This is a genomic window from Streptomyces tubbatahanensis, from assembly GCF_022699385.1.
Lineage (GTDB): Bacteria > Actinomycetota > Actinomycetes > Streptomycetales > Streptomycetaceae > Streptomyces > Streptomyces diacarni.
In genome coordinates this window covers 4,906,498-4,932,113 of sequence record NZ_CP093846.1, presented here as the reverse complement: position 1 = coordinate 4,932,113, position 25,616 = coordinate 4,906,498, and the positions used below count along the sequence as shown (strand labels likewise).

Sequence of the window (25,616 nt, the reverse complement as noted above, 5' to 3'; positions counted from 1 at the left end):
GTACGGTCGCCACGGCACGCCCTATCAATGTGCTATCACTTTAGCGCCTGGATCCGCTCCCCGCCAGTGCGCGCCGGTACGCGGCACGGCCAGGCCCGGCACCCTGGCGGAAGCGCAGGCCGCCCGCGGGCCTGCGACCGGCTGAGCAACCCCTTCGACCCCCGCTGCGTCCGCTGACGGGGACGGCCGATACTGGACGGTCGGCGCTGTGCACTGCGGTGAGCGCACCGGACGGGAAAGACGGAAAAGACGGGAAAGAGGACGATGGGGCAGGTCGCGGACAGACAGCTCGCACCGCCCCGTCGCATACCCCCGCCGCGCCGCCCCCTGCCCCCGCGCGCCAGGCGGCGCCTGCGCAGGATCCGCGCGCTGGCCCGGGCGCTGCTCCGGCGCCCCTACTGGGATCCGCCCGACCCCTCCTTCGTCGTACGGCGCTGGCCCGGGCTGCCGGCGATCTGCTGGGCCACCCTCTTCTTCTGGCTCTCGCTGACGCCCTCGCTCGTGCCCAGGCCCTGGCTGCTGCAAGGGGTGATCGGCGGAATAACGGCCGCCATCGGATACGGCATCGGCGCGCTCGCGGAGTGGCTGGTGCGGCTGACCGTGCGCCCCCTGTGGCGCCGCCTGCGCTCGCGGGGGCGCGGGAACCGGCGGCCCCGTCCGCGCCTGAGAGCCCGCGCCTGGCTGACGTACTACGCGCTCAGCACCGTGGCGACCATCGCCGCGCTGTCCTGGAGCGCCGACGCGCAGCGGGAGCTGCGCAGGCTCCAGGAGATGCCCGAGACCCTCACCTGGCATTCCCTGATGATCGCCGCGGTGGCCCTGGCGATCTGCGGCGCGCTGGTGGCGCTGGGCCGCACCGTGCGGCTCGGCACCCGCGTACTGATCAGGCTGCTGGGACGGTTCGTGCCGCGCCCGGTGGCCATCGGGGTGAGCCTCCTGGTCAGCGCGATGGTCGTGGTCTTCGGCACCAGGGACGTCGTCTTCGACCGGGGCGTCATCGACGTCGCCGCGTATCTGGCGCAGAACACCGACAAGAGCACCAAGGACGGCATCACCCGGCCCCGCACGCCGCTGGTCTCGGGAAGCGCCGCCTCCCTCGTCGACTGGGACGAGCTGGGCTACGAGGGCCGCAACTTCACGGGCTCCTCCCTGACCTCGCGGCAGATCACCTCCGTCACCGGCAGGTGGGCGATCCAGCCGATCCGCGTCTACGTCGGCCAGGAGTCGGCGTCCACCTTCACCGCACGCGCCCGGCTGGCGGTGCGCGAGCTGGAACGCACCGGCGCGTTCGACCGGAGCGTGCTCGCCATCGCCGGCACGACAGGCCGCGGCTGGGTCAACTCGACGGACGCCGAACCGCTGGAGTACATCCACGGCGGCGACACCGCCATCGTGGCCGTGCAGTACTCCTACCTGCCCAGCTGGGCGTCCTTCCTCGTCGACAAGGAGGAGGCCGGGCGCGCCACCCGCGCCCTGGTCGACGCGGTGCGCGCGCGCCTGCGTCAACAGCCCGCCGACCGGCGTCCCGAACTCGTCGTCTTCGGCGAGTCCCTGGGCGCCTACGGCATCGAGGCCGCGTTCGACGGCCCCGACGACATGCTCTCCAAGGTCGACGGCGCGGTGCTGGCGGGATCGCCCAACTTCTCCCCGCTCCGCAGGGAACTGACCGCGCACCGGGACCCGGGCAGCCCCATCTGGCGGCCCGAGTACGAGGACGGGCGCCACTTCCGGTTCGCGCAGTGGCCCGAGGAGGACCTCGCGCGCCCCGGTCCCGCCTCCTCCTGGGAGCAGCCGCGCGTCGTCTACCTGCAGAACGCCTCGGACGCGATCGTGTGGTGGTCACCGGGCCTCGCGCTGAACCCGCCGCGCTGGCTGCGCGAGCCCCTCGGTCCCGACATCACCGACGAGGTCAACTGGTTCCCGCTGGTCACCTTCTGGCAGACGACGGTGGACATGGCCGTCTCGTACGGCGTCGGCGCACCGCACGGCCACCGGTACGGCAACGGCTCGGTGGAGGCCTGGGCCGCCGTCGCGCCCTCCGAGGGGTGGACGGACACGGACACCGAGCGGCTGCGCCGGTTCATGGACGGGCGGGAGGCCCCCTACTGACGGCGGGCGGGGCCCCTCCTCAGCCTGACGGCCTGAGGGGCCCCGCCCGCCGCGCTGCTAGGCGCCGCCGTCCCCCGGCAGCCGCTTCTGACCGGGGCCGGGGGCAGGACCCTCGTCGTCGCGGGCGCCGGCCGCGGCCGGCTGCTCCGTGGTCTCCCTCAGCCGGCGGAGCGTCTGCTCCTGCGCGTACCCCTTCAGGTAGCCGACGACCGTGTTGCTGACGGCGACCAGCGGCACGGCCACGACCGCGCCGGGGATGCCCGCGATGAGGCTGCCGCCCGTCACGCCGAGGACGACGGCGAGCGGGTGGACGCGCACCAGCCTGCCCAGGATGAAGGGCTGGAGGATGTGGCTCTCGATCTGCTGGACGGCCAGCACCACGGCCAGCGTCAGCGCGGCGGAGACCGGACCGTTGGTGACGAGCGCGACGACGACGGCCAGCGCGCCGGAGACCACCGCACCGACGATCGGGATGAAGGCGAACAGGAAGATGAAGACGGCGAGCGGGACGGCCATCGGCACGTTGAGGAAGTAGAGCCCGATGCCGATGAAGATGGCGTCGATCAGCGCGACGATCACCGTGCCGCGCACGTACCCGGTGAGCGTCGCCCAGGCCCGGGGTCCCGCGCCGGCGACGCCCTCGCGGGCGGCCGAGGGCACGAACTTGAGCGTCCACTCCCAGATGCGGCGGCCGTCGTAGAGCAGGAAGAGCGTCACGAACATCGTCAGCAGCGCGCCCGAGAGGAACTCGACGATGACGGTGACGCCCTCGATGCCCGCCGAGGTCAGCTCCTTGCTGTTGTCACCCACCCAGTCGCTGAGGTTCTGGGCGATGTCGTTGATCTGGTCCTCGGAGACGTGGAACGGACCGTTGAGCGCCCAGTCGCGCAGCTCCTGGATACCCGCCTGCACCTTGTCGGTGAGGGTGTCCAGGTTCTCCATCACCTGCCACACCACGAACCAGCCGACCAGGCCCATGATGACGAACCCGCCGATGAAGGTGATGGCCGTGGCCAGGCCGCGCCCGAGCCCGATCCGCCGCAGCCGGGCGACCGTGGGCTGTAGCAGCGCGGTGATGAGCAGACCGGCGGAGAACGCGATGATCACCAGGCTGATGGTGCTGACGACCTTCATCAGCACCCAGATGACACCGGCGAGCACCAGCAGGCGCCACCCCGCCTCGGCGGCGACCCGCACTCCCCACGGCACGGCGGCGGCCGGTTCCGGTTTGGCGGCTATGGCGGGCGCGTACTGGGGAGGCGGCGGCACGTAGTCGCTCCCCGCCTCATCACCGCCCGCCTCCGCCTCGGCCTGGGCACGGCCGGCCTGGACGTTGTCCAGCCGGTGGTCGATCCCGTCACCCCTGCCGCGGTCGGAGCCGGCGTCAGCCCCCACCTCGGCGCGCCGCTCGGCGGCCTTCGCGGCCCATCGGCCCACGGCCGCCCTGAGCCTGTCCGTTCTGCTCGTCATTCCGCTTCCTCCGCCCCCGCTCGCCAGTGGCTTCGCCGTGTGAGGGACGACGTTACCCGGGCCGGTGGTTGCTTTCCGCACCGGACGCCGGTCGGCCGGGACCCCTGCGGAGCCCGCACCCGGCGACGGCGGTCGCGGAGCGCACACACGGATGCCCCCCGGGGCGATCCTGGCGGATCGCCGCGGGGGGCATCACGTCCGGACACGCGGTCCGGCAAGCTGCGAGGCCGGTCGGCTCAGTAATAGTGGTTGGCCTGCCAGAAGTCCCACGCACCGCAGGGGCTTCCGTACCGGTCGTTCATGTAGTTGAGGCCCCACTTGATCTGGGTGGCCGGGTTGGTCCGCCAGTCGGCGCCCGCCGAGGCCATCTTCGAGCCCGGCAGCGCCTGGACGAGGCCGTAGGCGCCGGAGGAGGCGTTGGTCGCCTGGTAGTTCCAGCCCGACTCGCGCGTGACGATCTGGGAGAAGCACTGGTACTGGCCGCCGCCGACGATCTGCTTGGCCATCGACTGGACCTCGGCCGTGGAGTACGAGGACTTCTGCGGGAAGTCGGAGCGTTCCGAGGAGCGGCTGGAAGCGGACTGGATCTTGTCCCGCTCCTTGGCCTTCTCGGCGGCCTTCTTCTCTGCGGCCTCCTTCTCGGCCTTCTCCCTCTTGGCCGCAGCGTCCTTCGCGGCCTGCTTGCGGGCGGCTTCCTCGGCCGACTTCTTCGCCTTCGCGTCCGAGGCCACCGACGCGGCGTCGGCCTGCTGCGTGAGGGAAGCGGTCTGCGCCTGGGCCTGAGACCCGGCCGGTATGTCCTCTAGGAGCGTCGCCTGCGCTGCGGTGGCCTCGGCGTCGGACGCCTGACCCTGGTCGGCGCCTGCGGCGACCCCGACGACGGCGCCGACGGTGGTGACCGCGGTGGCGGACGCCACGGCGAATCCCCGGACCGAAATCCGAGCAGTCACACGGTTTCCTTCCAACATGCCCGCTCGGGTGACCTCGCGGACGCAATCGTGCCCCTGGCACTGGCCTCCCTTGTATGGGCGGGGGAGACACGGGCCCGGTGGGCCTCCCCTCGGGGAGAGCCCGCGTGGTTCTTCGGGCGGCATACGGCGCGACTGCTGTTCAGTTCTGTACTGCTGTGCGGTGTCGCACCGTTGGCGGTGCGGATGTGCCGTATGCGGGGCCTGACAGGACCCACACCTTGCCGGAACCGGACGCGTGGAAGCAATTCGGCGTTGAGTGGGAAAGCTCACACGGTGTTTGGGGCGAAGAGGTCTCGGAAAACAGCGCGCAATCAGGCCCCGTGCCGCTAGGCTGTTTCGCCCTTTGGGCACAGGGCCTGAGCCGGCAGGCGCCGCAGCGCCCGGTACTGACCCCTCGTCAGCGGCGAAGCGCCCGGCCGACCGGCACGAGGGATGTCCGGTCGGCCGTACTGACGGACGGCGGATAACGGATGACGGATGACGGATGACGGTCTGATCGTCCTGGCGGATGTCCGGTTGATCGTCCCGGGGGAAGTCCGGTTGATCGGACGATCCGGTGGACGGATCAGACGCGGCCCTCCTCCAGCATCTCGGTCACCAGCGCGGCGATCGGCGAACGCTCCGAGCGCGTCAGCGTGACGTGGGAGAAGAGCGGATGCCCCTTCAGCCGCTCGACGACGGCGACGACACCGTCGTACCGCCCCACCCGCAGGTTGTCCCGCTGCGCCACGTCGTGGGTGAGCACCACCCGCGAGTCGGTACCGATCCGGGACAACACCGTCAGCAGCACGTTCCGCTCCAACGACTGCGCCTCGTCCACGATGACGAACGCGTCGTGCAGCGACCTGCCGCGGATGTGCGTGAGCGGCAGCACCTCCAGCATGCCGCGCGCCACCACCTCCTCGATGACCTCACGGCTGGTGACCGCCGACAGCGTGTCGAAGACGGCCTGCGCCCACGGGCTCATCTTCTCCGCCTCGGTGCCCGGCAGATAGCCCAGCTCCTGGCCCCCCACCGCGTACAGCGGCCTGAAGACCATCACCTTGCTGTGCTGCCTGCGCTCCAGCACCGCCTCAAGACCGGCGCACAGGGCCAGCGCGCTCTTGCCCGTGCCCGCGCGGCCGCCCATCGAGATGATGCCCACCTCGGGGTCGAGCAGCAGATCCAGTGCCACCCGCTGCTCGGCGCTACGGCCCTTGATGCCGAACGCCTCACGGTCGCCGCGCACCAGCCGGATGCGGCCGTCCGCGGTCACCCTGCCGAGCGCCTTGCCCTTCTCCGACTGGAGTACCAGCCCGGTGTGGACGGGAAGCTCCGGTGCGTCGTACGGCAGCGCCACGCTTTCCTGCGCGAACAGTTCGTCGACGTCTTCACCCGGAAGGGTGAGTTCGGCCATGCCCGTCCAGCCGGAGTCGGTGATGGCCAACTCCGCGCGGTACTCCTCCGCCAGCAGCCCGACGGAGGACGCCTTGATGCGCAACGGCAGGTCCTTCGAGACGACCGTCACGTCGTACCCCTCCGCCTGGAGGTTCCGCGCGACCGCGAGGATGCGCGAATCGTTGTCTCCGAGCCTGCCCTGCGTGTTCAAGAAGGCAGCCGGCAGCACCGACGGATCGGAGTGGTTCAGCTCGACCCGGAGCGTTCCGCCCAGGTCGCTGAGGGGGATCGGCGCGTCGAGCCGGCCGTACCTGACCCGGTACTCGTCGAGCCGGCGGAGGGCCTGCCGGGCGAAGTAGCCCAGCTCTGGATGGTTGCGCTTGGCCTCCAACTCGGTGACGACTACCACGGGGAGCACCACTTCGTGCTCGTCGAACCTGTCCATGGCGGCCGGGTCCGCCAGCAGCACGCTGGTGTCGATGACGTACGTGCGCCGGTCGGACTCGCTGCGCTTCTTGCTGATCACCACGGTGGGACGTACCCCCTCGGATGAGGTCGGGGAGCGACGGCGTCGCGGGGGAAGAGACCGGAGAGCGCCCGCACCACGCGGGCCGGCCTCCGGCCCGCCGCGTCCTGCACCCGTGCCGACCGCTCGGCCTGGAGCCTCACGCGGCCCGGGGGCGTCCGTGGTGTCCAATCGGGCCTCCCGGCGACCGTGGCCCTGCGAGGGCACGGTCGTGAGGAATATTCCCTCCCGAGTGGTCAAGCATGCAATGACATGGGGCACGCCTGGGACGGGAGAGGGCACAGCGCCGCGCAGGACCCCCCGGCGAGGAGTGCGAGGGAGGGGAGGAGCCGCCACGGGGAAGAGTCCCGGCGGGGGGGACACCGTTGGGCCGGGTGGGCGCGGGCGGGCGGTGCGGGCCGGTGGCACAGGCGGCACGGGCGGCACGGCGGGGCCGCTGGGACGGGGCGCCGTTCTCAGCCGCGGCGCGCGGACCGCTTGCTGCGCGGCGCGCGGGCGGCCTCAGCCGCCGTACCTGCGGTGCCGGGCGGCGTAGTCGCGCAGGGCCCGGAGGAAGTCGACCTTGCGGAAGCCGGGCCACAGGACCTCGGCGAAGTAGTACTCCGAATGGGCGCTCTGCCAGAGCATGAAGCCGGAGAGCCGGGTTTCGCCGCTGGTGCGGATGATGAGGTCCGGGTCGGGCTGGCCCCGGGTGTAGAGGTGCTCGGAGATGTCCTCGACGGTGAGTTCTTCGGCGCACGCGTCGAGGCTTATCCCGCGCGCGGCGCGGTCGGCCAGCAGGGAGCGGACGGCGTCGGTGATCTCCTGCCGCCCGCCGTATCCGACGGCCACGTTGACCAGTATCCCGTCGACCTCGCCCGCCTGCTCCTCGGCTTCCTTGAGCACCCGCTGGGTCCTGGCGGGCAGCAGGTCGAGCTGTCCCACGTGGTGCACGCGCCAGCGCCCGTCGGCGGCCAGGTCGCGCACGGTGTCCTCGATGATGCCGACGAGCGGGAGCAGTTCGTCCTCGGGGCGGTTGAGGTTGTCCGTGGACAGCAGCCACAGGGTGACGACCTCGACGTCGGTCTCGTCGCACCACCCGAGGAGTTCCTGGATCTTGCTGGCCCCGGCCTTGTGCCCCTGCTCAGTCGTTCCCCCGGAGGCGCGCGCCCACCTACGGTTGCCGTCCAGGATGACGCCGATGTGCTTGGGCACCTGTGCGTGGTCGAGACGGTCCTCCACCCGGCGCGCATAGAGCTTGTACACCAGGTCGCGCAACTTCATGGGAACGGCCAGCCTCTCCGTGCCGAATCGGGATTCCAGCACCTTACTGCCGTTCGCCCTTACGTACGAACCGAGCCGGTCAGGTGGCGGTGATAAGAAATGGCATATGACGCACCACACGCACCAGACCTCATCCTCCTTTTCCGCACCCACACCCACCGCTGTCCCCTCGGACACCCTGTACCGGGCCGACCCCGCCAGGTACGACGCGATGGAGTACCGCCGTACCGGCCGTTCGGGGCTGAAACTGCCGGCGATCTCGCTCGGCCTGTGGCACAACTTCGGCGACGACCGCCCGCTGGCGACCCAGCGGGCGATTCTGCGCCGTGCGTTCGACCTCGGTGTCACCCATTTCGACCTGGCGAACAACTACGGCCCGCCGGCCGGCTCCGCCGAGCTGAACTTCGGCCGCATCTTCGCCCAGGACTTCCGCCCCTACCGCGATGAGCTGGTCATCTCCACCAAGGCGGGCTACCTCATGCACCCGGGCCCGTACGGAGAGTGGGGCTCGCGCAAGTACCTGCTCTCCTCCCTGGACGCCTCACTGGGCCGCATGGGGCTCGACCACGTCGACATCTTCTACTCACACCGCTACGACCCCGACACCCCGCTCGAGGAGACGATGGGGGCGCTCGCCTCCGCGGTCCAGCAGGGCAAGGCCCGCTACGCGGGCGTCTCCTCCTACAGCGCCGCCCGCACCCGCGAGGCGGCACGGCTGCTGCGCGAGATGGGCGTGCCCGCGCTGATCCACCAGCCGTCCTACTCGATGATCAACCGCTGGACGGAGGAGGACGGGCTGCTCGACACCCTGGAGGCCGAGGGGATGGGCTGCATCTCCTTCGCACCGCTCGCCCAGGGCATGCTCACCGACAAGTACCTCGACGGCATTCCCGAGGGATCCCGCGCCTCCCAGGGCAAGTCCCTGGACCCGGGGCTGCTGACCGAGGAGGTCGTGCGGCGGCTGCGTGGCCTCAACGCCGTCGCCGAGCGCCGCGGCCAGTCGCTGGCGCAGCTCGCGCTCCGCTGGGTCCTGCGCGATCCGCGGATGACCTCCGCGCTGATCGGAGCCAGCTCCGTGACCCAGCTGGAGGCCAACGTGGCCGCGCTGCGCGGAGCCCCGCTCAGCGACGAGGAGCTGCGCGAGATCGACGACCTGGCGGTCTCCGAGCCGGGCACCAACATCTGGGCGGCCAGCAGCAACTCCTGATCCGGCACCGCCGTCCCGGATGACATCACCGAATGACATCACCGGACGGCATAAAAGCGGGCCGGTCCGTGGGGGGATACGGACCGGCCCGAGGGGGGGGTTCCCACCTTAGCCCCTCGGGCGGGATGTTCCGCACACCAACGACCGTGTCGCACAGGCCAGTAGACCGTTCCGTGTCGTCGCCGTGTCGTCCCTGTGCCGTCCCGTGTCGCCTCTGCCGTCCCGTGTCGCCTCTGCCGTCCCCTGCCGTTCCGGCCCGGTGGTTCAGACCGCGAGCCCGCCCAGTGCGACGCCCGCCGCCGCGCCGAGCACCATGAAGGGTCCGAAGGCCAGGGCGCTGCTGCGCCGGGCGCGGCCCGTCAGCACCAGCGCGACGCCGTATCCGGCGGCCAACAGGAAGCCGAGGAACGCGCCCGCGAACAGCACCGGCCAGCCGTACCACCCAAGGGCGACCCCCACCGACAGCGCCAGCTTGACGTCGCCGAAGGCCACCGCGCGCGGACTGATGACGAACAGCGCGAAGAACGCGCCGGCCAGCACCAGACCGCCCAGCAGTGCCCGCCGCCAACTGCCGCCCGCGCCCGGCAGCAGGGCCGCGAGCCCGAGCAGTGCGGCGGTGCCGGCGGCCAAGGGCAGGGTGAGCAGGTCGGGGAGGCGCATCACCGCCAGGTCGACCGCCGCGAGCAGCAGGGCGAGGGGCGCGCACAGGAGCCACACCGCGAGCTCGGGCCGCACACCGACGGCCGCCGCCAGTCCGGCGCACACCAGGGCGCCGACCAGCGCGAGAGCCCCGCGCCCACCCCGGTAGGGCTCGTGCGGTGCCCCCTCCCCCACGCAGGCGCCGCAGACGGCGGGTCCGAGCACCGCGCGCACCCCGCCGCCCAGCGGGTGTCCTTGCGGGCAGCTGTCACGCCAGGGCTGTCCGGGCTCGACGGAGAGACGGTAGGCCGCGCGCGGCAGCACGGCACCGGCCGCGGCACCGTAGACGGCGGCGGCCACGATCGCTATCCACTCCAGCGGCACACGGCGAGCTTACGACGGCGGCGGAGCCCCCTTCCCCGGGGCGAGCCCTTCCCGCTCCCCCCGGACCGGGCCCCATTCGTCGTCGAGAAAGCCGCCGGCCCCGCCGAGAAAGCTGCCGGCCGCCGAAAAGGCTGCCGAACCGCCGCTCGATCCGCCCGCCGATCCGCCGTACGGAGGTTCCCGGGAGCGATTCATCTCACACCCGGTCGGAGCATCTCGGAGCGGGACAGCGCCGACACCTGCGACGCAGCGCCAATCGGCCGCCCCGGGCGCCTCGTTAACCAACTGCCGTTGTCAGTGGGGGGCCGTACTGTAGTCCGCATGACATCGACTTCCACCGGGCCCGGAGAGCCCGGACGGTTCCGGGAGACCGACGCGGGCCAGGTGCCTGCCTCGGAGCTCACCGTCACGGCGGCCAACGACGCGATCAGGAGCTTCGTCGCCGGCCGCACCCTCTGGTCGAAGGAAGCTCTCGCCGAACTGGACAGGCTGCGCGGCCAGTGGCAGCGCGCCGTCCACGCCGAGATGGTCAAGGCGGCGTGAGGGCCGCCGCCTTGGCCATCTCTTCTCTCCGACTCCGCGCCGCCTAGCGCGCGATATCCCGCCCCGTTCGCAACGGGGTCTCGTCACCCACCCGTTGATCCGCAAGCATGGGCGTATGAGCGGTGCACAGCGGCGGGCCGACAGCGGCACGGGGCAGCAGCAGCCCGACGACGGCGGAACGGACCCAGGCGGCGGGCGCGAGGAGCGGCCACCCGCGCCGCGGGACACGCCAGCGGAAATGTCGGGCACGTCAGACGAAGCGCCGGACACGTCAGCCGAAGTGCCGGGCACGTCGGCCGAGGTGCGGGAGGGCGCCCGCCGTGGGCGGCGCCGTCTCCTGCTGGCCACAGCGCTGTTCGCGACGCTGATCCTGCCCAAGGTCGTCAGCCCGCCCGGCTCCGCCGACAGCGCCGCGGCCCGCCCCTCACCCAGTGCCAGCAGCGTTCCCGCGTACCCCACGCCGCGCCCCGACGACAGCGCGACCACCGCCCCGTCACCGTCCCGGCTCGGCCCCACGCCCGGCAGCGCGCTGCCGGCCCCGCCCCGCGGCACGCCCGGCGCGACCGGCCCCGCGGCGGGACCCGGCAGCGACTCGGACTCCCTTGCGGCGGACTTCCGTTCGATACGGGCCGGGCAGTGCCTGACCGTGCACGGCAACGGGTCGGGCTGGAGCCGTCCGGCACCCACCGAGGCCACGCGGGTGGAGTGCGGCGACGACCGGGCGTTCACCCGGGTGACCGCCGTCCACACGGCGGGCCACGGCGGCGACCCGGAAACGTCCTGTCCCGCCGGCAACGGGCGCGCCGCCTGGACGCACGGCAGGACGACGCTGTGCGTCACCCGGCAGTTCCGCACCGACCAGTGCCTGCTGGCCGAGTCCGACCGCGGCCGGTTGCGGGCCGCGCTGATGTCGGCGCCGGCCTGCTCCTCCCAGCCGCCCTCGGGCGGGGACTCCGGGAGCGGCGAGGACGGGAACGGGGGAAACGGCGGACGAAGCCGTTACGACCGGCTGCTGACCATCACCGGCGTCTACGACCGGCCCAACCCGTGCCGGGAAGGCGACAGCGGTACGCACCCGCGCTACTGGTCCTGGAAGGTCGACGGCGGCAGCCGGACGCTGTGCGCCGCCGACGCCACGGAGTGACCCGTCGGGCCCTCGTACCGGCCCTTCGGACCCTCGTACCGGCGCGCGTCCGGTTCCGGGCGCCTGCCCTCGCGCCCCAGCGCGCGGCGCCACCATGCCGGGGTCGCCACCGCCAGCGCCACCGCGCCGATGACCAGCGCGAACGGGAGAGCGGGACCGGCCAGCGCCAGGTACGGGAGGCCTGCCACGGCCGCCACCACGCAGTAGAAGGCGCCCACGAGGGACAGCAGGCCCTGGAGGCGAGGCGGTCCTTGCGGGTTCCCGCGGACGACGAGCGCCGCGCAGACGGCCGCCCACAGCGCGGCACGCGGTTCGCCGAAAGCGACGGCGTCGCGCACGTCCTCCGCCGCCCTGAACCACCACTGGCCGCCCAAGACATCGACAAGGTGGCGGAAGTCGGCGGCATAGTGCGGCAGTTCGGCGCCAGGGGGCACCTTCTCGCCGAGTCCCGCCACGTCCTGACGTACGCACTCCGTGATCATCAGCAGGGCCGCGCCGAGCGTGTGGGCTGCGCCCGCCGTCCAGCCGGCGGACCAGGCGCGCAGGCGTGCACGTGCGCTCCCTCCGCCGACGCCCCCGGCGCGCCCTCCCGCGCGACCGGTCACCGGACCGGCGTCCGCCACCGCACCGGCGTCAGCCACCGGATCAGCATCCGTTGCCGGGCCGGCGTCCGTCGCCGGACCGGCGTCCGTCGCCGCACTGCCGCTTCCCACGCCGCACCGTCCCTTCGTCGCTGCCGGTGCCGTTCATCGTCAGGCCGCGCGGACCGGGCCGCAAGGGCGGGTCCTTCAGTCCTTCTTCGGGAAGGAGACCTCCACGCGGCGGTTCTTCTTCCGCCCGTCCTCCGTCCCGTTGTCGGCGACGGGGTAGTCCTCGCTGTAGCCGCGTACGTGGAAGCTGACATCGGATCCCAACCGGGCCGCCAACTCCGTCTGTACGGCGGTGGCCCGCTTCTTGGACAGCTTCTTGCCGTGTTCGTAGGAGCCGAGGTCGTCGGTGAAGCCGAAGACGTTCACCTCGGTGCTGTCCTGTTTCTCGATCTCCTCGGCGATCGCCTTGATCCGGTCCTTCGCTCCGCTGTTCAGCTTCGCACTGTCCTTGGGGAACAGCACCTCGGCCTGGAGGGTGAACTTCGTCTTGACCGTGCTGTCCTCGCGGCGTTCCTCACCGCCCAGGTCCTCGGTCACGAACTTGATGTCCAGCACCCTGGGATCCGCCAGCTTCGCCCCGTCGGCCAGCCGCAGCCCCTCCGCCTTCGGGTCGACTTCCACCGGCGCCTCGGCCTCCCCGATGCTGTCCGGCGGCTCACTGAACCCCGGATCCCCAGGACCCTTCTCCCCGGGAAGAGACGGCGCCTGGCCGGTGGGGATGGTGGTGGGGTCGTCGGTGGGGTACTGCGTGGCGATGTCCGGGATGGAGGGCGTCGGGTGCGGGGTGGGATCGTCGGCCCCGGCCTGTGGGGCGTGCAGACCCAGCACGAGTGCCGCCGTGGCGGACGAACACGCCAGCGTCCTGGTCAGCCGCGGCCCGCGCAGCCCCATCCTCACCCCTCCCCACCGAGGGTCACGCCCGCGGGAGGCATGTCGGCGATCTGGAACTCGACCTTGTCGTTGCCCTCGGGCGGCGCGGGGAACTGGGCGTACCAGGTCTTCGACTTCCCGGCCTGGATCGGCTGCCCGAAGGACGTGCACAGGCACCGGCCCTCGGTGTCCCTGAGCACGAGATAGCGCTTCTTGCCCTTCTTGTCGACGAGCTTCGCGCCGGCGACGGAGAGCTTGTTGCGCAGGGCGACTTCGGACTCCTTGCCCTCCCACCCGGGGGCGACCCAGACCTTCCCGCCTCCGTTGGTGACCTTGCCTGTCACCGTCACGAACCCGCCCGACTCGCGGCGGGCCGAGGCGATGGTGAGGGTGATGTCGTCCCCGCCCCTCACCTCGGCGAGCGGCTCGCCGTTCCCCGTTCCGCCAGGACGGTCACCGCCGCCCCCGTCCTCCTCCGACCTGGAGGGGCGCGGCTCCTTGGTGTCGTCGCCGCCGTCGCCTCCCCCGCCGCAGCCCGCCGCCGCCAGCACCAGGCCGGCCGACAGGACCACCGCGGTGAGGCCCCGGCGAAGGCCCGTGGTGCGTCGAAGATTCATCAAGTGCCCGGCTCTCATTCCTCGTCCGCTCGTCATTCGACCAGCACCACCGAGAAGAGGTCCGACGGTTCCACGTCGAGGTCCTCGTCGTCGGGGTCGATCGTGAGGTTCTCGTCGTCGCAGGTCAGCTCGATCTCCCCGCCCTCGGCCCCGTCGGAACCGTCGTCGGACCCACCCGCGGCCCCGTCTTCGGAACCGTCCGCGGCCCCGTCTTCGGGCCCGCCCTCGGCCCCGTCTTCCTCGGGTCCGCCCCCGGTCCCGGTCTCGGCCGTGCAGCGGGGCTTCACGACCGCGGTGGCGGTGGCGTGCGCCTTCTTGTGATCGGCGCCGGGAACGAAGGTGTCGCCCGTGTCGAAGCGCGTCTCCACCCCGACGATGTAGCCGCTGTCCCCCTCGCGCGTCGCGGGGTCGCAGGTGACCAGGTCCGAGCGGTTGCGGTCGGCGAAGCGGGCGGCCTCGCCGCAGCCGTCACCCGGCAACGGGGTCAGGGCGTCCAGCCAGTCCCGCCACTCCCCCTCCTCGGACAGCGCGTCCACGAAACCGTCGAAGAGGAGGTCCCTGTCGTCCCGCGCGGCTCCCAGCGCGGCGGCGTCGGCTGCGGTCTGGCCGCCGTTCCGGACCGTCGCGGCCTGGGCGACGGCGAAGAAGGCGAAGGCGAGGAAGAGCAGCCCCGCGATCACGGCGCCGTACAGGATGACCGTCTGGCCACGGTCCGCAGCGCCGGGCGCCGTCAGCCTCCGAGGACGGCGCTCACGGCGTTGGCGATCGCCCCGGAGATCATCGAGTCCAGCCCCAGCGCCCGGATGGCGAGGATGATGCCGGCGACCAGGATGACGATGCCGGCGTACTCGATCGAGTTGGCGCCCCGGTCCGCGGCGGGCCCGCGCAGGCGGGTGACGCGGGTCCGGATACGCCTGCGGATGGCGTTCGACATCGGGATCTCCTCCGTTGGTGGTCGACTCGCTGTCCCCGCAGGGACACGCCCCCGCGTCCGTCCGGCTCGCCCACCGCGTGTGGCGGCCCCGGTGGGGGCCGCAGCGGCTCGGTGACGTCACGTCGCGCGCCCCCCCTCCCTCACCCCCGCGCGGTGTAGCTAACAGTCGCTGCCCGAATGCAGACTGTGCCACATCTCGTTGCGGCGGCGAAGAGGTGGCGAGAAACCCGTTGGCCTCCGCATCGGCGGGGCGGCGGTGACGTGCGGGAAGGCGGCGAAGCACAGCGGCGGCTGCCACGCGGCTCCGGCCGCGCGGGAGGCCAGGGGCCTCCCGTCCGCGGGGGTGCGCGGCCCAACACGTCGGCAGAGCGGGCCCGTTGATGGTTCAGCCCCCCAGTACGGAGCCGAGGTCCGTGTCCGAACCGAGGATGAAGGTCGCCACGATGAGGATGAGGGTGCCGGGGAGCAGGAAGGCGATGGTGGACATGGTCGCCTTGGGAACGGTTTTCGCGGCCTTGCGGCGGGCGTTCTGCGCGTCGGTGCGGCGCATGTCGGTGGCGATCTGGATGAGCGTCTCGGCGATGGGGGCGCCCAGTTCCTCGCCCTGCTGGAGGGCGGTGACGAACTGGTCGACCTGGTCGCTCGCGTTGCGTCTGCGCAGCTCGTCGAAGGCCTGGCGGCGGCTGACGCCCATGTCCATCTGGCGCAGCGTGATGCGCAGTTCGTCGGCCCAGGGCCCCGCGTAGCGGTCGGCGACGCGTTCCAGCGCCTGCCGGAAGCCGAGTCCGGCGGAGACGACGACGGCGAGGACGTCGAGGAAGTCGGGCAGGGTGCGTTCGATGACGCGCCGGCGGTCCTTGATGGCCTGGCGGATGACCAGGTCGGCCGCGAACCAGCCGAACGCCAGCACCAGCACGGTGAACAAGAGGCTGCCTGCCGACAGGCCGACCAGCGCCATGAGGAGCCCGAAGAGGCCGTAGACGGCGCGGCGCGCCGCGTACCGCTCCAGGGTGAGTCCGCCGGGGTTGCCCGCCTGGTCGATTCTGCGGCGCTTCCTGGCGACCTGCCCGGGCCCCATCAGCCGCAGCACCAGGGGGGCCAGCCGCATTCCGAGGCGGTCGACGGCGGCCTCGCCCTTGGTGGTGCGGGTGGCGCCGACCTCCAGGGCGACGGCCAGATCGGCGGGCAGCTTCGTCTCGGCGCGGTACATCCGCCAGCCGGCGAAGGCGCCGTACACCGCGAGCGCGGCGAGGACGGCGAGTCCGAGTGCGATCACGGCCTCACACCTCGATCCTGCCGAGCCGCCGGATCACCCAGAACCCGGCCCCGAACAGGCCGACGGCGATGACCATGGCGATCTGCCCCACGGGGCTGCCGGTGACGCGGGCGAGGGCGCCGGGCATCATCGAGTTCATCATCAGCATCGCGCCGAGCCCCAGCAGCGGAATGGTGAAGGCGGTCGCGTTGACCTCGGCGAGCATGGTGCGGACCTCGCGCCTGGTCTCCTTGCGCTCTTCGAGTGTGGTGGTGAGGTTGCGCAGGGAGGCGACGATGGTGCCGCCCGCGCGGTTGGAGAGCACGAGCGTGGTGACGAGGACGACGAGTTCCCTGGAGGGCAGCCGTTCGGCCAGTTCGCCGAGCGCGTCGTCGATGGAGCGGCCGACCGCGAGTTGGTCGGTCACCAGCCGCAGCTCGTCGCCCGCCGGCGCCTCCAGTTCCTCGGCGGCCATGCCGAGGGCGGTGCGCAGCGCGAGCCCCGCCGAGGTGGCGTTGGCGAGGATGCGCGCGAGTTCGGGCAGTTGGTTGATGAACTGTTCGGTGCGGCGTTGCCGCTGGTGCCCGAGGAAGGCGTTGGAGGCCAGGACACCGATCAGTCCCGCCAGCGGCCCGAAGAACGGCGCCAGCGCCCAGGAGGCCAGTATCCACAAAACGGTGACGAGCGCGGCCATGGCGACGACGTACTCACCGGGCGTCACGTCGAGTCCCGTGGCGGTCAGCTTGGCCTGGAGGCGGCGCCCTGGCCCGGTGGCGCGCACGCGGCGGTCGACCCCGGCGAAGCGGCGCCGTCTGCCGCCGGGCCCCGGCGCCAGTGCCCCGGCGGTGTGCTCGCCGTCGGCCAGCCGTGCGAGCAGTGCCCGGCGGCGTGCGCGTCCGGAGAGGTAGGTGACCACACCGGCGACGGCCAGCGCGCAGGCGACCAGCGCGGCCCCGAGCGCGAACCGGGCAGCGGCGTCCAGCGCCAGCGCCGTCGCCGAGCCCGGCGGTGACGGCGCGGAGCCCGGAGACGGCGGCGGTGCCGTGTGCGTGAGTGCGGACGGTGCCGCGTGCGCGTACGGGGGGATCACACGGCCTCCCGGGTGGCGAGCTGATCGTCGCTGCCGGCGACGCCGAACGCCGCGGGCACCGGCTCGCCCGCCAGCTGGAGCCGCTCGGCGACGCGGCGCGGCAGCGGCAGGTGCGCGAACCCGCCGTGCACCCGGCCGTCCGGGCCCATGGGCCGGGCGGCGAACCGGGAGACCGTCGCGAGCTGGAAGGTCTCGCGCCCGTGGGAGGCCAGCAGGGCGATCTCGACGACCTTGCGGGTGCCGTCCGCGAGGCGGGCGAGCTGGACGATGACGTCGACGGCGGAGTTGATCTGGTCCTGCAGCGCCGCGAACGGCACCTCGACCTCCGACATGGAGGCCAGGGTCTGCAACCGCATCAGCGCGTCCTCGGCGCTGTTGGCGTGCACGGTCGCCAGCGATCCGTCGTGCCCCGTGGACATGGCCTGGAGCATGTCCAGGGTCTCGCCGCCGCGCACCTCGCCGACGATGATGCGGTCGGGCCGCATGCGCAGCGAGTTGCGGACCAGGTCGCGGACGGTGACCTGGCCCCTGCCCTCGACGTTGGGCGGCCGCGTCTCCAGCCGGATGACGTGGCCCTGCTGGAGCTGGAGTTCGGCGGCGTCCTCGACGGTGATGATGCGCTCCCGCTCGGGGATGAGCGCCGAGAGGGCGTTGAGGAGTGTCGTCTTGCCGCTGCCCGTGCCGCCGGAGACGATGACGTTGAGGCGGGCCCGGATGAAGCCGGACAGCAGCGCCAGCAGGTGCGCGTCCAGGGTGCCGAGCCCGATGAGTTCGCCGAGCGTGTAGGCGCGCGGGAACCTGCGGATGGTGAGGGTGGCGCCGGTCAGCGACAGGGGCGGGATGATGACGTTGACCCGTTCTCCGGAGGGCAGCCGGGCGTCCACCATGGGGTTCGACTCGTCCACGCGCCGGTTGACGGTGGAGACGATGCGTTCGATGGTCTGCATCAACTGCTCGTCGGAGGCGAAGCGGACGGGCACCTGCTCGACCCGGCCGCCGCGCTCGACGAAGATCTGGTCGGGCCCGTTGACCATGATCTCGGTGATGGAGCCGTCCTCCAGCAGCGGCTCCAGCACCCCGAGACCGAGCGCCTCGTCGACCACGCGGCGGATGAGCAGCGTGCGGTCGCCGGTCGCCAGGACAGGGCCCTCCCGGCTGATGAGGTGGCCGAGCACCCTCTCCAGGCGGGCCCGGCGCTCGGCCGGTGTCAGCGCCGACATCTCGGCGAGGTCGATCTCCTCCAGCAGCTTGGTGCGGTAGCTCGCCACCAGGTGGCTGGTGGGGTCGGCGGAGGCCCCGCCCTCCCCCGCGGCGCCCTCGGGCCCCTGGTGCGCGGTGGCCGCGGTGATCCGGGACCGCAGACTCATCGTCCCCCCTCGCTCTTGTGTCCGACCCCCGGCACCGCGGCCACGGCTGTCCTCACGCCGGCCCCGGCTGTCCTCGCGCCGGGCCCAGCTGTTCCCGTGCCGACCCCGGCTGTCCTCGTTCCGAGCCCTGCCGTCCCCGTTCCGACCCCGGCAATCCTCGTTCCGAGCCCGGCTGCCGCACCGGCTCGGTCGTCCGCGCTCACGCGTCGCCGTCGCTCGGCATCGTCGCCGACCTGGACGCCTCGCCCAAGCTGTCGACGCCGGGGATCAGCGACGGGATGGTCACCGTGACGGTGACCTCGACCTCGTCGCCCCCGTCCGACAGGGCGAAACTGGCGCGGCGCGCCGTCCAGTCGGACATGGCCGCACGCCCGCTCGCCCGGTACCGGTCGGCGATCTCCTCCTGCGCGGCCACCCTGGCCGCCGCCCGGGCCCCCGTACCCGCCTGCTGCACTGCGTAGCCGACGATGCCCAGCTGGATGGCGGCCATCGCCACGAACAGCAGCAGCGGCAGCATCCCGGCGAACTCCAGGGCGCTGGAACCCCGGTCGGACCGCACGCCGCGGGGGCCCCGGCGCCTCGGTGCGGCGAAGGCCCCGCCCGCGCGGGGCCGCTCGCGCCGTCTCATGCCGCCTCACCCCTCCTCCGCCGCGCCCGCCTCGCCGCCGACGGTGAACGGCAGCCCCGCCGCGCCCGGAAACAGGATCGGCGTCCGCAGGTCGACATCCGCCTTCCACACCGTGCCGCCCCTGCGACAGCTGACCGAGGAGCCCTCGCGCCACTTGGCGGGCAGGTGCGCGCGCGCCGCGGACTCGCACGCCGCCTGCGGGTCGCCGTAGGCGGCGGCCGCGGTGGCGGCGCGGGCCGCCTCGTCGGCGGAGTTGCCCGCGAGGGTGAAGGTGTAGCCGATCAGCACGCACTGCCACAGCAGGACGAGTGTCAACAGCACGACGGGTGCCATCCCGGCGAACTCGACGGACAGCGCACCCCGCTCGCCCTCCTGCCGGATACGGGGCGCGATCCGGCGCCGCAGGAACCCCGCGGCGCCCGTATCGGACGGGGCGTGCGCGGTGCTCTCGCCCGGCGAACCCGGACCGACCGAATCCTGGCCCCGGTCCGCGGCCTGGCCCAGCCCCGGGCCGGCGGCCGAGCCCAGCCCCGGGCCGGCGGTCGGCGGGCCGCCCGGCGGCAGCGCGTGCCGTGGCCGGTTCGCGCCCGTCGCCCGGCCGCCCGAAGGGGCGGGAAGCCGCGCGGGCTGCGTCCGGGCCCTGCTCTGCGCCGTGAGCCCGAGTTCTCCCGCGAGCCCCCACAGCGCCTGCCGCACGCTGCCCTTGGGGTCGAGGTCCTGCATCCGCCCCGCGTCCAGCGCCGACTGGAGTTCCTTGAAGTGGGCGGGCACGCTCGTGCGCGCCACCGGAGTGCCGGTGATGCGGGCGACGAGCTGCGGCTGGATCTCGCTGTGCCGGGAGACGCGGTTGACGACCGTCAGCGTCTCCTCCGCCTTGCGGATCTGCAGCCGGTCCCACAACCGGACCATGCGAGTGGCGCCGCGTACCGCGATCACGTCGGGGGTGGTCAGCAGCAGCGCCGCGTCGGCCGACTCGATCGCGGCGGCGTTCCCCGCGTGCATCTGGGTGCCGCAGTCCACGACGACGACCTCGTAGCGGGCGCGCAGCGCGGCCACCAGCTGCCCGGCGGCCCGCTCGTCCACCTCTTCGCCGCGCTCCCCCTCCGCCGGGGCCAGCAGCAGGCCAAGACCCGTCTCGTGCGGGTACACGGCGTCCTGGAGAACGCGCGGCGACAGGTCCTTGATCCCGGCGAGGTCGACGACGGAGCGGCGGAAGCGCACGTCGAGGAAGGAGCCGACGTCACCGGCCTGGAGGTCCAGATCCACCAGTGCCGTGTCGCGTCCGGAGGCGCGGGCGGCGAGCGCGAGCTGGACGGCGGTCAGTGTGGTGCCGACCCCGCCCTTGGCCCCGGTGACGGTGACCAGCGTGCCGCCGCCACCGCCGAAGCCGTACGAGTCCACGCCGTGGCCCCGCTCGTAGCCGCCGCCGAGGTGGCGGCGCACCCCGCGCGCCCAGGTGGCGGCGGCGGTGACCCGGGCCTCCAGCTCGTCATAGGCCAGCGGCAGCCCGGCCACGCCGCGCGCTCCGGCGTCCATGGCCGCCGAGTACAGCCGCGGGCTGGTGTCCTGGGTGGCCAGGACGACGCCCACGGCCGGGAACCGGAGCGCGACCTGGCCGATCACCTCCAGCGCGGAGGCCGGGCCGATCAGCTCGTGGACGAGGACGACCTCGGGCAGTTCGGCCGGTGCCTCCTCGGCCTGCCGCGCCAGGACGTCCATGAGCCGGGTCGAGTCCACGGCCGGCGGCAGCGGCTCGCTGCCGGGCAGCTGGCTGACCAGCGTGACCAGCGAGCGGGCTGCGTCCGGGTCGCTGACGGCCGGCTGGATGCGGATGTCCATGGGGCCTCACTCGTCTGAGGGGAGCGTGTAGATGCGGTCCTCCTCGGGGACCTGGGTCTCGTCCCCGGGCGCGATGAGGGCCAGCCGGACATGCTCGGCGAACGACTCGGCGTAGGCGACGCGTTGGGCGTTCTGGGTGGAGAGCGCGAACGTGATCGGCACGCCCTCGCGTTCCCGGCGCCGGGTGCGGTCGTCGCGGTCGCCGTCGTCGTCGAGCGGGGTCAGCTCGCCCACGTCGATCACCTTGACGCGGCTGACGAGGAGCCGGGACTCGGACGCGTCCCCGCTCCGCTCACCGCCGCGCCCTGTGCCCTCGCGCTGCTCGCCCTCGAACGTCGCGTAGATGTTGACGCGGTCGCCCGGGTTGATCTTTCCGGCGACCCCCGTCTCGGCGTCGATCATGATGGCGAGTTCCTGCTGGCCCTCTTCGAGTTCGGGCCGCTTGGCCATCATGTCCGACTGGAGCAGCGACCCCTTCTTGAGCGGGTTGACCGCGATCTTGTGGCGGAGGTCGCCCAGATCGGTGACGGCGGTGACGGGCAGCCAGCGCTCGGGCATCGATATCCGCTCCAGCTGCGAGGCCTCCAGCGCCTCGTAGGCGGGCACGTCCTTCTTCAACTTGTAGGCCGTCACCTCGTCACCGACCTTGGCCTGCACGTTCCGGACGACGGCCAGCACCCCGGCGAACGCGGCGAGGGCGCACACGAGTGAGAGGACGAGGAGGAGGACGCCACGGCGCTGGCGTGAGTTCATGGACGGATACCTCGGGGGTCGGCGACGACGGGGCGCTCGTCCGCGTGGCGACCGGCGACCCCCGGCCCCGAGGGCGGCGACGCGGGGGCCGCGTCGGGGGCGGGCGGCTCGTGCGCGGGCGCATGGGTGGCGGGCGTGGGCGGCGTGTGTGTGGGCGGCGTGTGTGTGGGCGAGGGGGTGGCGGGCGCAGACGAGAGCGCAGCGGGCGGTGCGGGCGACAGCGCGGTGGCGCAGAACGCGCAGCGGTCGCCGATGAGTTCGAGGCCGCAGCCGTGGCAGGTGTCGCGCCGCACCGAGGCGACGAGCTGGTAGAGCACGGAGACGTCCGGGATGGCGGCCGCGAACTCCGTCAGCTTGTCCGTACCCCACCACGCGGGCGAGTCCGCGGGCAGCGGCGCCTGGGCGACCTGGCCGGCCCGCCAGCGCGCCGGCAGCGTGCGGCTCGCCCAGTCGGAGCCGAGCCTGCCGTGGGCGACGGTCATGTCGGTGGCGAACTGCGGCCCCGTCAGACCCCGTTCGCTCTCCTGCGCACCGCCGATCCGCAGCAGCTCGGGCGTGGGCGAGGCCAGCACGGCGAACTGGCTGCCGGGCAGCCACGAGCGGGCGTGCGAGCCGACGGTGACGGGGACGCGGTCCAGCTTGGCGACCGAGCCGAGGACCGCCCCCGCGTACACGTAGTGCGTCAGCAGCCGCGCGGCAGCGCCCAGCACCCCGGGCGAGAAGTCGCACAGGGACAGCTGCCGCAGCTGCCGCACCAGCACGCCCGTCGCCAGCGGCGGCAGCGGCACGGGCAGCAGGGCGATGCGGCGGCTGTCCAGCAGCGCTCTGACGGTGTGCAGCCGGTGCAGGAAGGGGGTGGGGAGGGAGGCCGGGTAGAGGGTGACGAGGTAGCCGTGCTGTTCGAGCAGCGCGTGGGTCTCGTCGAGCGCTGCCTGGAGGGACTGCTCACCGGGCGGCGTCAGCACGTGCGCGCGCGGCGTGTGCCGGTCGGGCGGCGCGAGCAGGTGATCGGGGCTGGTGACCGCTAACGCCGTGGACACATCCGCCTCCCCCAGGTCTGCCACGAAAGCCGGTTCGGGACCGCCCCTTCCGTCCTTCCCGCAGGCCGGACACCCGCGCTGTCGGGCCCTTGCCGACCTCACACACTAGCCACGGCCCCCCGCCTGGGGAACCATTCCCCAAGACCCCACCCCTACCCGCCCCACCCTCGGCCCCAACCGCACCACCCACCCCCGCACACACAGCACCGGCACAGACAGTCCGGGCGCGTACGTTCACACGATCCGGTGACCAGGACCCGTTTCCCGCGCCACGCCGAGCCGATCTTCATACATTCCGCGCATGGTCACTTCCCGTCACGAGACGGCGCACCGCATCTTCCAGGAACGACCCGCGCTGCTCGTCCCCACCTTCCGACTGCTGGGTGTCTCCCTCCCCGAGGACTCCCTGGTCGAGGTGCTCACCCCCGACGCCACCGAACTCAAACCGATCGAGCGGCGTCTGGACAGCGTGCTGCGGCTCACCCCGCGCGACGGCGGCCCTCCCGTGATGCTCGCCGTCGAGGCCCAGAGCCGACGCGACCAGGACAAGGCCGCGAGCTGGGCCTACTACCTCTCGTTCCTCACCGCGCAGAACAACTGCGCATCCCTGCTGGTGGTCGTCTGCCAGGACAAGGACACCGCCGAGTGGGCCGCCGGCCCCTTCCACCTGGGGCCCGACGACTGGAAGCCCCTCACCGTACGTCCGCTGGTGCTCGGCCCCGGAAACGTCCCCATGATCGTCGACCCGGAAGAAGCCGCCGAAGACCTGGCCATGGCCACCTTCGCGGCGATGACACATAGCAAGAGCCCGGACATCACCGTCATACTGGATGCCCTGGCACGCGCCCTCGGCACGGCCGACAGCGAATCCCTCAACTACTACTCGGAACTGATGGAGTCCGGCCTCGGCAACACCCCGGCCCGGCAGACCTGGAGAAAGCTCATGAAGAACGGCAGCTACTTCCCCGGACGCGGCACCCTGGTCGAGGAAACCTTCCTCAAAGGCAAGGCCGAGGGCCAGGCCGAAGGTAAGGCTGAAGGTATGGCCGAAGGTAAGGCTGCAGGCAAAGCCGAGGGCCAGGCGCGCTCCGTACTGCGTCTGCTGGAGATGCGTGGTGTCCCCGTCACCGAAACCCAGCGCGCCCGCCTGGCCGCCTGCACCGATCCGGAGGTCCTCGACACCTGGCTGGAGCGAGCTGTCAGGATCACGGACGCCGACCAGTTGTTCGTGGGGAAGCAGCAGGCATGAAGAACGGCAGCTACTTCCCCGGACGCGGCACCCTGGTCGAGGAGACCTTCCTCAAGGGCAAGGCCCAAGGTATGGCCGAAGGTATGGCTGCAGGCCAAGCCGAAGGCCAGGCGCGCTCCGTACTGCGTCTGCTGGAGATGCGCGGTATTCCCGTCACCGAAACCCAGCGCGCCCGCCTGGCCGCCTGCACCGATCCGGAGGTCCTCGACACCTGGCTGGAGCGAGCTGTCAGGATCACGGACGCCGACCAGCTGTTCGAGAGCGAGCCCCCCCCACGGAGCCCGGCCGCTGACCGTCACGTCGGCGCTGGGTAACCAGCGCGGGGTCTCACCACGGCAGATCCCTCAGCTCCTGGACGCACAGCACCACGAACAGCACGCAGGAGGCGGCCAGCAGGACGTTGCTGAGCGGCCCGTTGCGCCACTCACGCGGGGTGCGCCCGGTGTTGAGGAGCCACAGGAGGGTGGCTGCGAGGAAGGGCATGAAGAACGCGCCGAGGACGCCGTAGGCGATGACGAGCCCGAAGGGTTTGTCGAGCCACAGCAGGGTCATCGGCGGGAACGTCAGCCACAGCAGGTAGCCGCGGAAGGGCCAGGAGCGCTCCTGCTCGCCGCGGGCCAGCGGCGCCACCCCCGCGGTGGCGTCCTGTCCGCGGGCGGCCCGCAGCCTCTCCACGAAGTCGGCGAACATCAGGCTCACGCCGTGCCACACGCCCACCAGCGAGGAGAAGGAGGCGGCGAAGAAGCCGATCAGGAAGAGGTTGGCGGTGAAGGCGCCGAAGCGGTCCTCCAGCACCCGGTCGAGGTCGAGGAGGCCCTGGTCGCCTGAGGCGAGGGCGGTCTGGGAGGCGTGCAGCAGCTCCGCGCCGACGATCAGCATGGCGATGACGAAGACGCCGGTGGTGAGGTAGGCGACCCGGTTGTCGAGCCGCATCATCTTCATCCAGCCGCTGTCGGTCCAGCCCTTGGCGTTGATCCAGTAGCCGTAGGCGGCCATGGTGATGGTGCCGCCGACGCCGCCGACGAGGCCGAGCGTGTAGACGATGGAGCCCGAGGGCAGGACGGGCACCAGTCCGGCCAGTGCTCGTGGCAGGTCGGGGGCGACGCGCAGGGCGACGTAGACGACGACCACGAACATGACGCCGACGAAGGCCATCATGATCTTCTCGACGACGGCGTAGCGGTTGGTCCACACGAACGCCAGGCCGATCAGTCCGGTGATGATGGCCCACACCTTGAGGGGCATGACGTCGGGGAAGAGCGCGGCGAGCGGCAGCGCGCTGGAGGACATGGCGGTCGCGCCGTAGACGAAGCCCCAGATGACGACGTACACGGCGAAGTAGACGGTGGTCCAGGCGCCGAGGCTGCGCCAGCCGTCGAAGATGGTGCGCCCGGTGGCCAGGTGCCAGCGTCCGGTGGCCTCGGCGAGGGCGATCTTGACGACGCAGCCGACGACGGCCGCCCACAGCAGCGTGTAGCCGAACTTGCTGCCGGCGATGAGCGTGGAGACGAGGTCTCCGGCGCCGACGCCGGTCGCCGCGACGACCATGCCGGGGCCGATCATCTTCCAGTTCGGCTTGCGCACCGGCGGTGCGGCCCCCTCGCGGGGCGCCGGGGGTGTGGTGTGGCCTGCCATGCCGTTGCCTCCGCCGTACGCAGGTTCTTCGGGCCGGGTGGTGGACGACCGCGCAG

The 25,616-nt window shown here is 72.4% G+C and carries 24 protein-coding genes; 6 read left to right on the top strand and 18 right to left on the bottom strand.

The window, feature by feature from the left end; translation table 11 throughout:
* Positions 1 to 264: 264 nt before the first annotated feature.
* Positions 265 to 2,109, top strand: a complete 1,845-nt coding sequence (locus tag MMF93_RS21295) for an alpha/beta hydrolase (protein WP_242753933.1) — start codon at positions 265 to 267, stop codon at positions 2,107 to 2,109.
* Positions 2,110 to 2,166: 57 nt separating this feature from the next.
* On the opposite strand, the gene MMF93_RS21290 is transcribed toward MMF93_RS21295, so the two are convergent.
* From MMF93_RS21290 to MMF93_RS21275, 4 genes are all read right to left on the bottom strand, one after another.
* Positions 2,167 to 3,579, bottom strand: coding sequence for an AI-2E family transporter (locus MMF93_RS21290; RefSeq protein ID WP_242753931.1), 1,413 nt, complete (start codon positions 3,577 to 3,579; stop codon positions 2,167 to 2,169).
* Positions 3,580 to 3,815: 236 nt separating this feature from the next.
* On the bottom strand, positions 3,816 to 4,547 hold the full coding sequence (locus tag MMF93_RS21285) for an aggregation-promoting factor C-terminal-like domain-containing protein (RefSeq protein WP_242753929.1): 732 nt from the start codon (positions 4,545 to 4,547) through the stop codon (positions 3,816 to 3,818).
* A gap of 568 nt (positions 4,548 to 5,115) precedes the next feature.
* Positions 5,116 to 6,456 carry an RNA 5'-3' helicase PhoH2 gene (locus MMF93_RS21280; RefSeq protein ID WP_242753928.1) on the bottom strand — a complete coding sequence of 447 codons (1,341 nt, stop codon included), beginning with the start codon at positions 6,454 to 6,456 and terminating at the stop codon, positions 5,116 to 5,118.
* A 498-nt stretch (positions 6,457 to 6,954) separates the two neighbouring features.
* A complete protein-coding gene (locus MMF93_RS21275; protein ID WP_242753926.1) occupies positions 6,955 to 7,716 on the bottom strand; it encodes an isoprenyl transferase in 762 nt (253 codons plus the stop codon).
* A gap of 106 nt (positions 7,717 to 7,822) precedes the next feature.
* Here MMF93_RS21275 and mgrA point away from each other — a divergent pair, with 106 nt between their 5' ends.
* Positions 7,823 to 8,923, top strand: coding sequence for an L-glyceraldehyde 3-phosphate reductase (gene mgrA, locus MMF93_RS21270; RefSeq protein ID WP_274709487.1), 1,101 nt, complete (start codon positions 7,823 to 7,825; stop codon positions 8,921 to 8,923).
* Between the two features lie 264 nt (positions 8,924 to 9,187).
* On the opposite strand, the gene MMF93_RS21265 is transcribed toward mgrA, so the two are convergent.
* Complete coding sequence (locus MMF93_RS21265; RefSeq protein ID WP_242753924.1) at positions 9,188 to 9,946, bottom strand: prepilin peptidase; 759 nt, start codon at positions 9,944 to 9,946, stop codon at positions 9,188 to 9,190.
* A 321-nt stretch (positions 9,947 to 10,267) separates the two neighbouring features.
* On the opposite strand from MMF93_RS21265, the gene MMF93_RS21260 reads away from it, so the two are divergent.
* Positions 10,268 to 10,489, top strand: coding sequence for a hypothetical protein (locus MMF93_RS21260; RefSeq protein ID WP_242753921.1), 222 nt, complete (start codon positions 10,268 to 10,270; stop codon positions 10,487 to 10,489).
* 115 nt (positions 10,490 to 10,604) lie between these two features.
* Entirely contained in the window at positions 10,605 to 11,633 is a 1,029-nt protein-coding gene (locus tag MMF93_RS21255) for a hypothetical protein (RefSeq protein ID WP_242753920.1), read from the top strand.
* On the opposite strand, the gene MMF93_RS21250 is transcribed toward MMF93_RS21255, so the two are convergent.
* The 12 genes from MMF93_RS21250 to MMF93_RS21195 all read right to left on the bottom strand — a co-directional run bounded on the left by MMF93_RS21250 (position 11,570) and on the right by MMF93_RS21195 (position 22,676).
* Positions 11,570 to 12,274 (bottom strand): hypothetical protein, encoded by a 705-nt coding sequence (locus MMF93_RS21250; protein WP_242753918.1) that lies wholly within the window; start codon positions 12,272 to 12,274, stop codon positions 11,570 to 11,572. The genes MMF93_RS21255 and MMF93_RS21250 overlap by 64 nt on opposite strands.
* Before the next feature lie 147 nt (positions 12,275 to 12,421).
* Positions 12,422 to 13,174: an OmpA family protein gene (locus MMF93_RS21245; RefSeq protein WP_242753917.1), complete on the bottom strand. Its 753-nt coding sequence runs from the start codon at positions 13,172 to 13,174 to the stop codon at positions 12,422 to 12,424.
* Positions 13,175 to 13,176: 2 nt separating this feature from the next.
* Positions 13,177 to 13,770 (bottom strand): hypothetical protein, encoded by a 594-nt coding sequence (locus MMF93_RS21240; RefSeq protein ID WP_242753915.1) that lies wholly within the window; start codon positions 13,768 to 13,770, stop codon positions 13,177 to 13,179.
* A gap of 32 nt (positions 13,771 to 13,802) precedes the next feature.
* Positions 13,803 to 14,450, bottom strand: a complete 648-nt coding sequence (locus MMF93_RS21235) for a hypothetical protein (protein ID WP_242753913.1) — start codon at positions 14,448 to 14,450, stop codon at positions 13,803 to 13,805.
* A gap of 50 nt (positions 14,451 to 14,500) precedes the next feature.
* Positions 14,501 to 14,704, bottom strand: a complete 204-nt coding sequence (locus tag MMF93_RS21230) for a hypothetical protein (protein ID WP_242753910.1) — start codon at positions 14,702 to 14,704, stop codon at positions 14,501 to 14,503.
* Between the two features lie 385 nt (positions 14,705 to 15,089).
* A complete protein-coding gene (locus MMF93_RS21225; protein WP_242753908.1) occupies positions 15,090 to 15,980 on the bottom strand; it encodes a DUF5936 domain-containing protein in 891 nt (296 codons plus the stop codon).
* Between the two features lie 4 nt (positions 15,981 to 15,984).
* A complete protein-coding gene (locus MMF93_RS21220; RefSeq protein ID WP_242757688.1) occupies positions 15,985 to 16,941 on the bottom strand; it encodes a type II secretion system F family protein in 957 nt (318 codons plus the stop codon).
* A gap of 104 nt (positions 16,942 to 17,045) precedes the next feature.
* A complete protein-coding gene (locus tag MMF93_RS21215; RefSeq protein WP_242753905.1) occupies positions 17,046 to 18,416 on the bottom strand; it encodes a TadA family conjugal transfer-associated ATPase in 1,371 nt (456 codons plus the stop codon).
* 199 nt (positions 18,417 to 18,615) lie between these two features.
* Complete coding sequence (locus MMF93_RS21210; RefSeq protein WP_242753902.1) at positions 18,616 to 19,044, bottom strand: TadE family protein; 429 nt, start codon at positions 19,042 to 19,044, stop codon at positions 18,616 to 18,618.
* A gap of 6 nt (positions 19,045 to 19,050) precedes the next feature.
* Positions 19,051 to 20,883 (bottom strand): CpaE/TadZ family protein, encoded by a 1,833-nt coding sequence (locus MMF93_RS21205; RefSeq protein WP_242753900.1) that lies wholly within the window; start codon positions 20,881 to 20,883, stop codon positions 19,051 to 19,053.
* Positions 20,884 to 20,889: 6 nt separating this feature from the next.
* Positions 20,890 to 21,636, bottom strand: a complete 747-nt coding sequence (cpaB, locus tag MMF93_RS21200) for a Flp pilus assembly protein CpaB (RefSeq protein ID WP_242753898.1) — start codon at positions 21,634 to 21,636, stop codon at positions 20,890 to 20,892.
* Positions 21,633 to 22,676, bottom strand: coding sequence for a hypothetical protein (locus MMF93_RS21195; RefSeq protein ID WP_242753896.1), 1,044 nt, complete (start codon positions 22,674 to 22,676; stop codon positions 21,633 to 21,635). Before MMF93_RS21195 ends, cpaB begins: the two co-directional genes overlap by 4 nt.
* A gap of 301 nt (positions 22,677 to 22,977) precedes the next feature.
* On the opposite strand from MMF93_RS21195, the gene MMF93_RS21190 reads away from it, so the two are divergent.
* Positions 22,978 to 23,925 carry an RpnC/YadD family protein gene (locus MMF93_RS21190; RefSeq protein WP_242753893.1) on the top strand — a complete coding sequence of 316 codons (948 nt, stop codon included), beginning with the start codon at positions 22,978 to 22,980 and terminating at the stop codon, positions 23,923 to 23,925.
* Positions 23,922 to 24,239, top strand: a complete 318-nt coding sequence (locus MMF93_RS21185; RefSeq protein ID WP_242753889.1) for an RpnC/YadD family protein — start codon at positions 23,922 to 23,924, stop codon at positions 24,237 to 24,239. Before MMF93_RS21190 ends, MMF93_RS21185 begins: the two co-directional genes overlap by 4 nt.
* 13 nt (positions 24,240 to 24,252) lie before the next feature.
* Here MMF93_RS21185 and MMF93_RS21180 read toward each other — a convergent pair whose 3' ends face one another.
* Positions 24,253 to 25,560 (bottom strand): Nramp family divalent metal transporter, encoded by a 1,308-nt coding sequence (locus MMF93_RS21180; protein ID WP_242753887.1) that lies wholly within the window; start codon positions 25,558 to 25,560, stop codon positions 24,253 to 24,255.
* Positions 25,561 to 25,616 lie beyond the last annotated feature (56 nt).

Coding starts and splice junctions, on each gene's coding strand:
- MMF93_RS21230 (WP_242753910.1), bottom strand. CDS start 14,704: ATGTCGAACGCCATCCGCAGGCGTATCCGGACCCGCGTCACCCGCCTG.
- mgrA (WP_274709487.1), top strand. CDS start 7,823: ATGACGCACCACACGCACCAGACCTCATCCTCCTTTTCCGCACCCACA.
- MMF93_RS21285 (WP_242753929.1), bottom strand. CDS start 4,547: ATGTTGGAAGGAAACCGTGTGACTGCTCGGATTTCGGTCCGGGGATTC.
- MMF93_RS21180 (WP_242753887.1), bottom strand. CDS start 25,560: ATGGCAGGCCACACCACACCCCCGGCGCCCCGCGAGGGGGCCGCACCG.
- MMF93_RS21185 (WP_242753889.1), top strand. CDS start 23,922: ATGAAGAACGGCAGCTACTTCCCCGGACGCGGCACCCTGGTCGAGGAG.
- MMF93_RS21245 (WP_242753917.1), bottom strand. CDS start 13,174: ATGGGGCTGCGCGGGCCGCGGCTGACCAGGACGCTGGCGTGTTCGTCC.
- MMF93_RS21190 (WP_242753893.1), top strand. CDS start 22,978: ATGGTCACTTCCCGTCACGAGACGGCGCACCGCATCTTCCAGGAACGA.
- MMF93_RS21255 (WP_242753920.1), top strand. CDS start 10,605: ATGAGCGGTGCACAGCGGCGGGCCGACAGCGGCACGGGGCAGCAGCAG.
- MMF93_RS21210 (WP_242753902.1), bottom strand. CDS start 19,044: ATGAGACGGCGCGAGCGGCCCCGCGCGGGCGGGGCCTTCGCCGCACCG.
- MMF93_RS21205 (WP_242753900.1), bottom strand. CDS start 20,883: ATGGACATCCGCATCCAGCCGGCCGTCAGCGACCCGGACGCAGCCCGC.
- MMF93_RS21215 (WP_242753905.1), bottom strand. CDS start 18,416: ATGAGTCTGCGGTCCCGGATCACCGCGGCCACCGCGCACCAGGGGCCC.
- MMF93_RS21260 (WP_242753921.1), top strand. CDS start 10,268: ATGACATCGACTTCCACCGGGCCCGGAGAGCCCGGACGGTTCCGGGAG.
- MMF93_RS21240 (WP_242753915.1), bottom strand. CDS start 13,770: ATGAATCTTCGACGCACCACGGGCCTTCGCCGGGGCCTCACCGCGGTG.
- MMF93_RS21295 (WP_242753933.1), top strand. CDS start 265: ATGGGGCAGGTCGCGGACAGACAGCTCGCACCGCCCCGTCGCATACCC.
- MMF93_RS21290 (WP_242753931.1), bottom strand. CDS start 3,579: ATGACGAGCAGAACGGACAGGCTCAGGGCGGCCGTGGGCCGATGGGCC.
- cpaB (WP_242753898.1), bottom strand. CDS start 21,636: ATGAACTCACGCCAGCGCCGTGGCGTCCTCCTCCTCGTCCTCTCACTC.
- MMF93_RS21275 (WP_242753926.1), bottom strand. CDS start 7,716: ATGAAGTTGCGCGACCTGGTGTACAAGCTCTATGCGCGCCGGGTGGAG.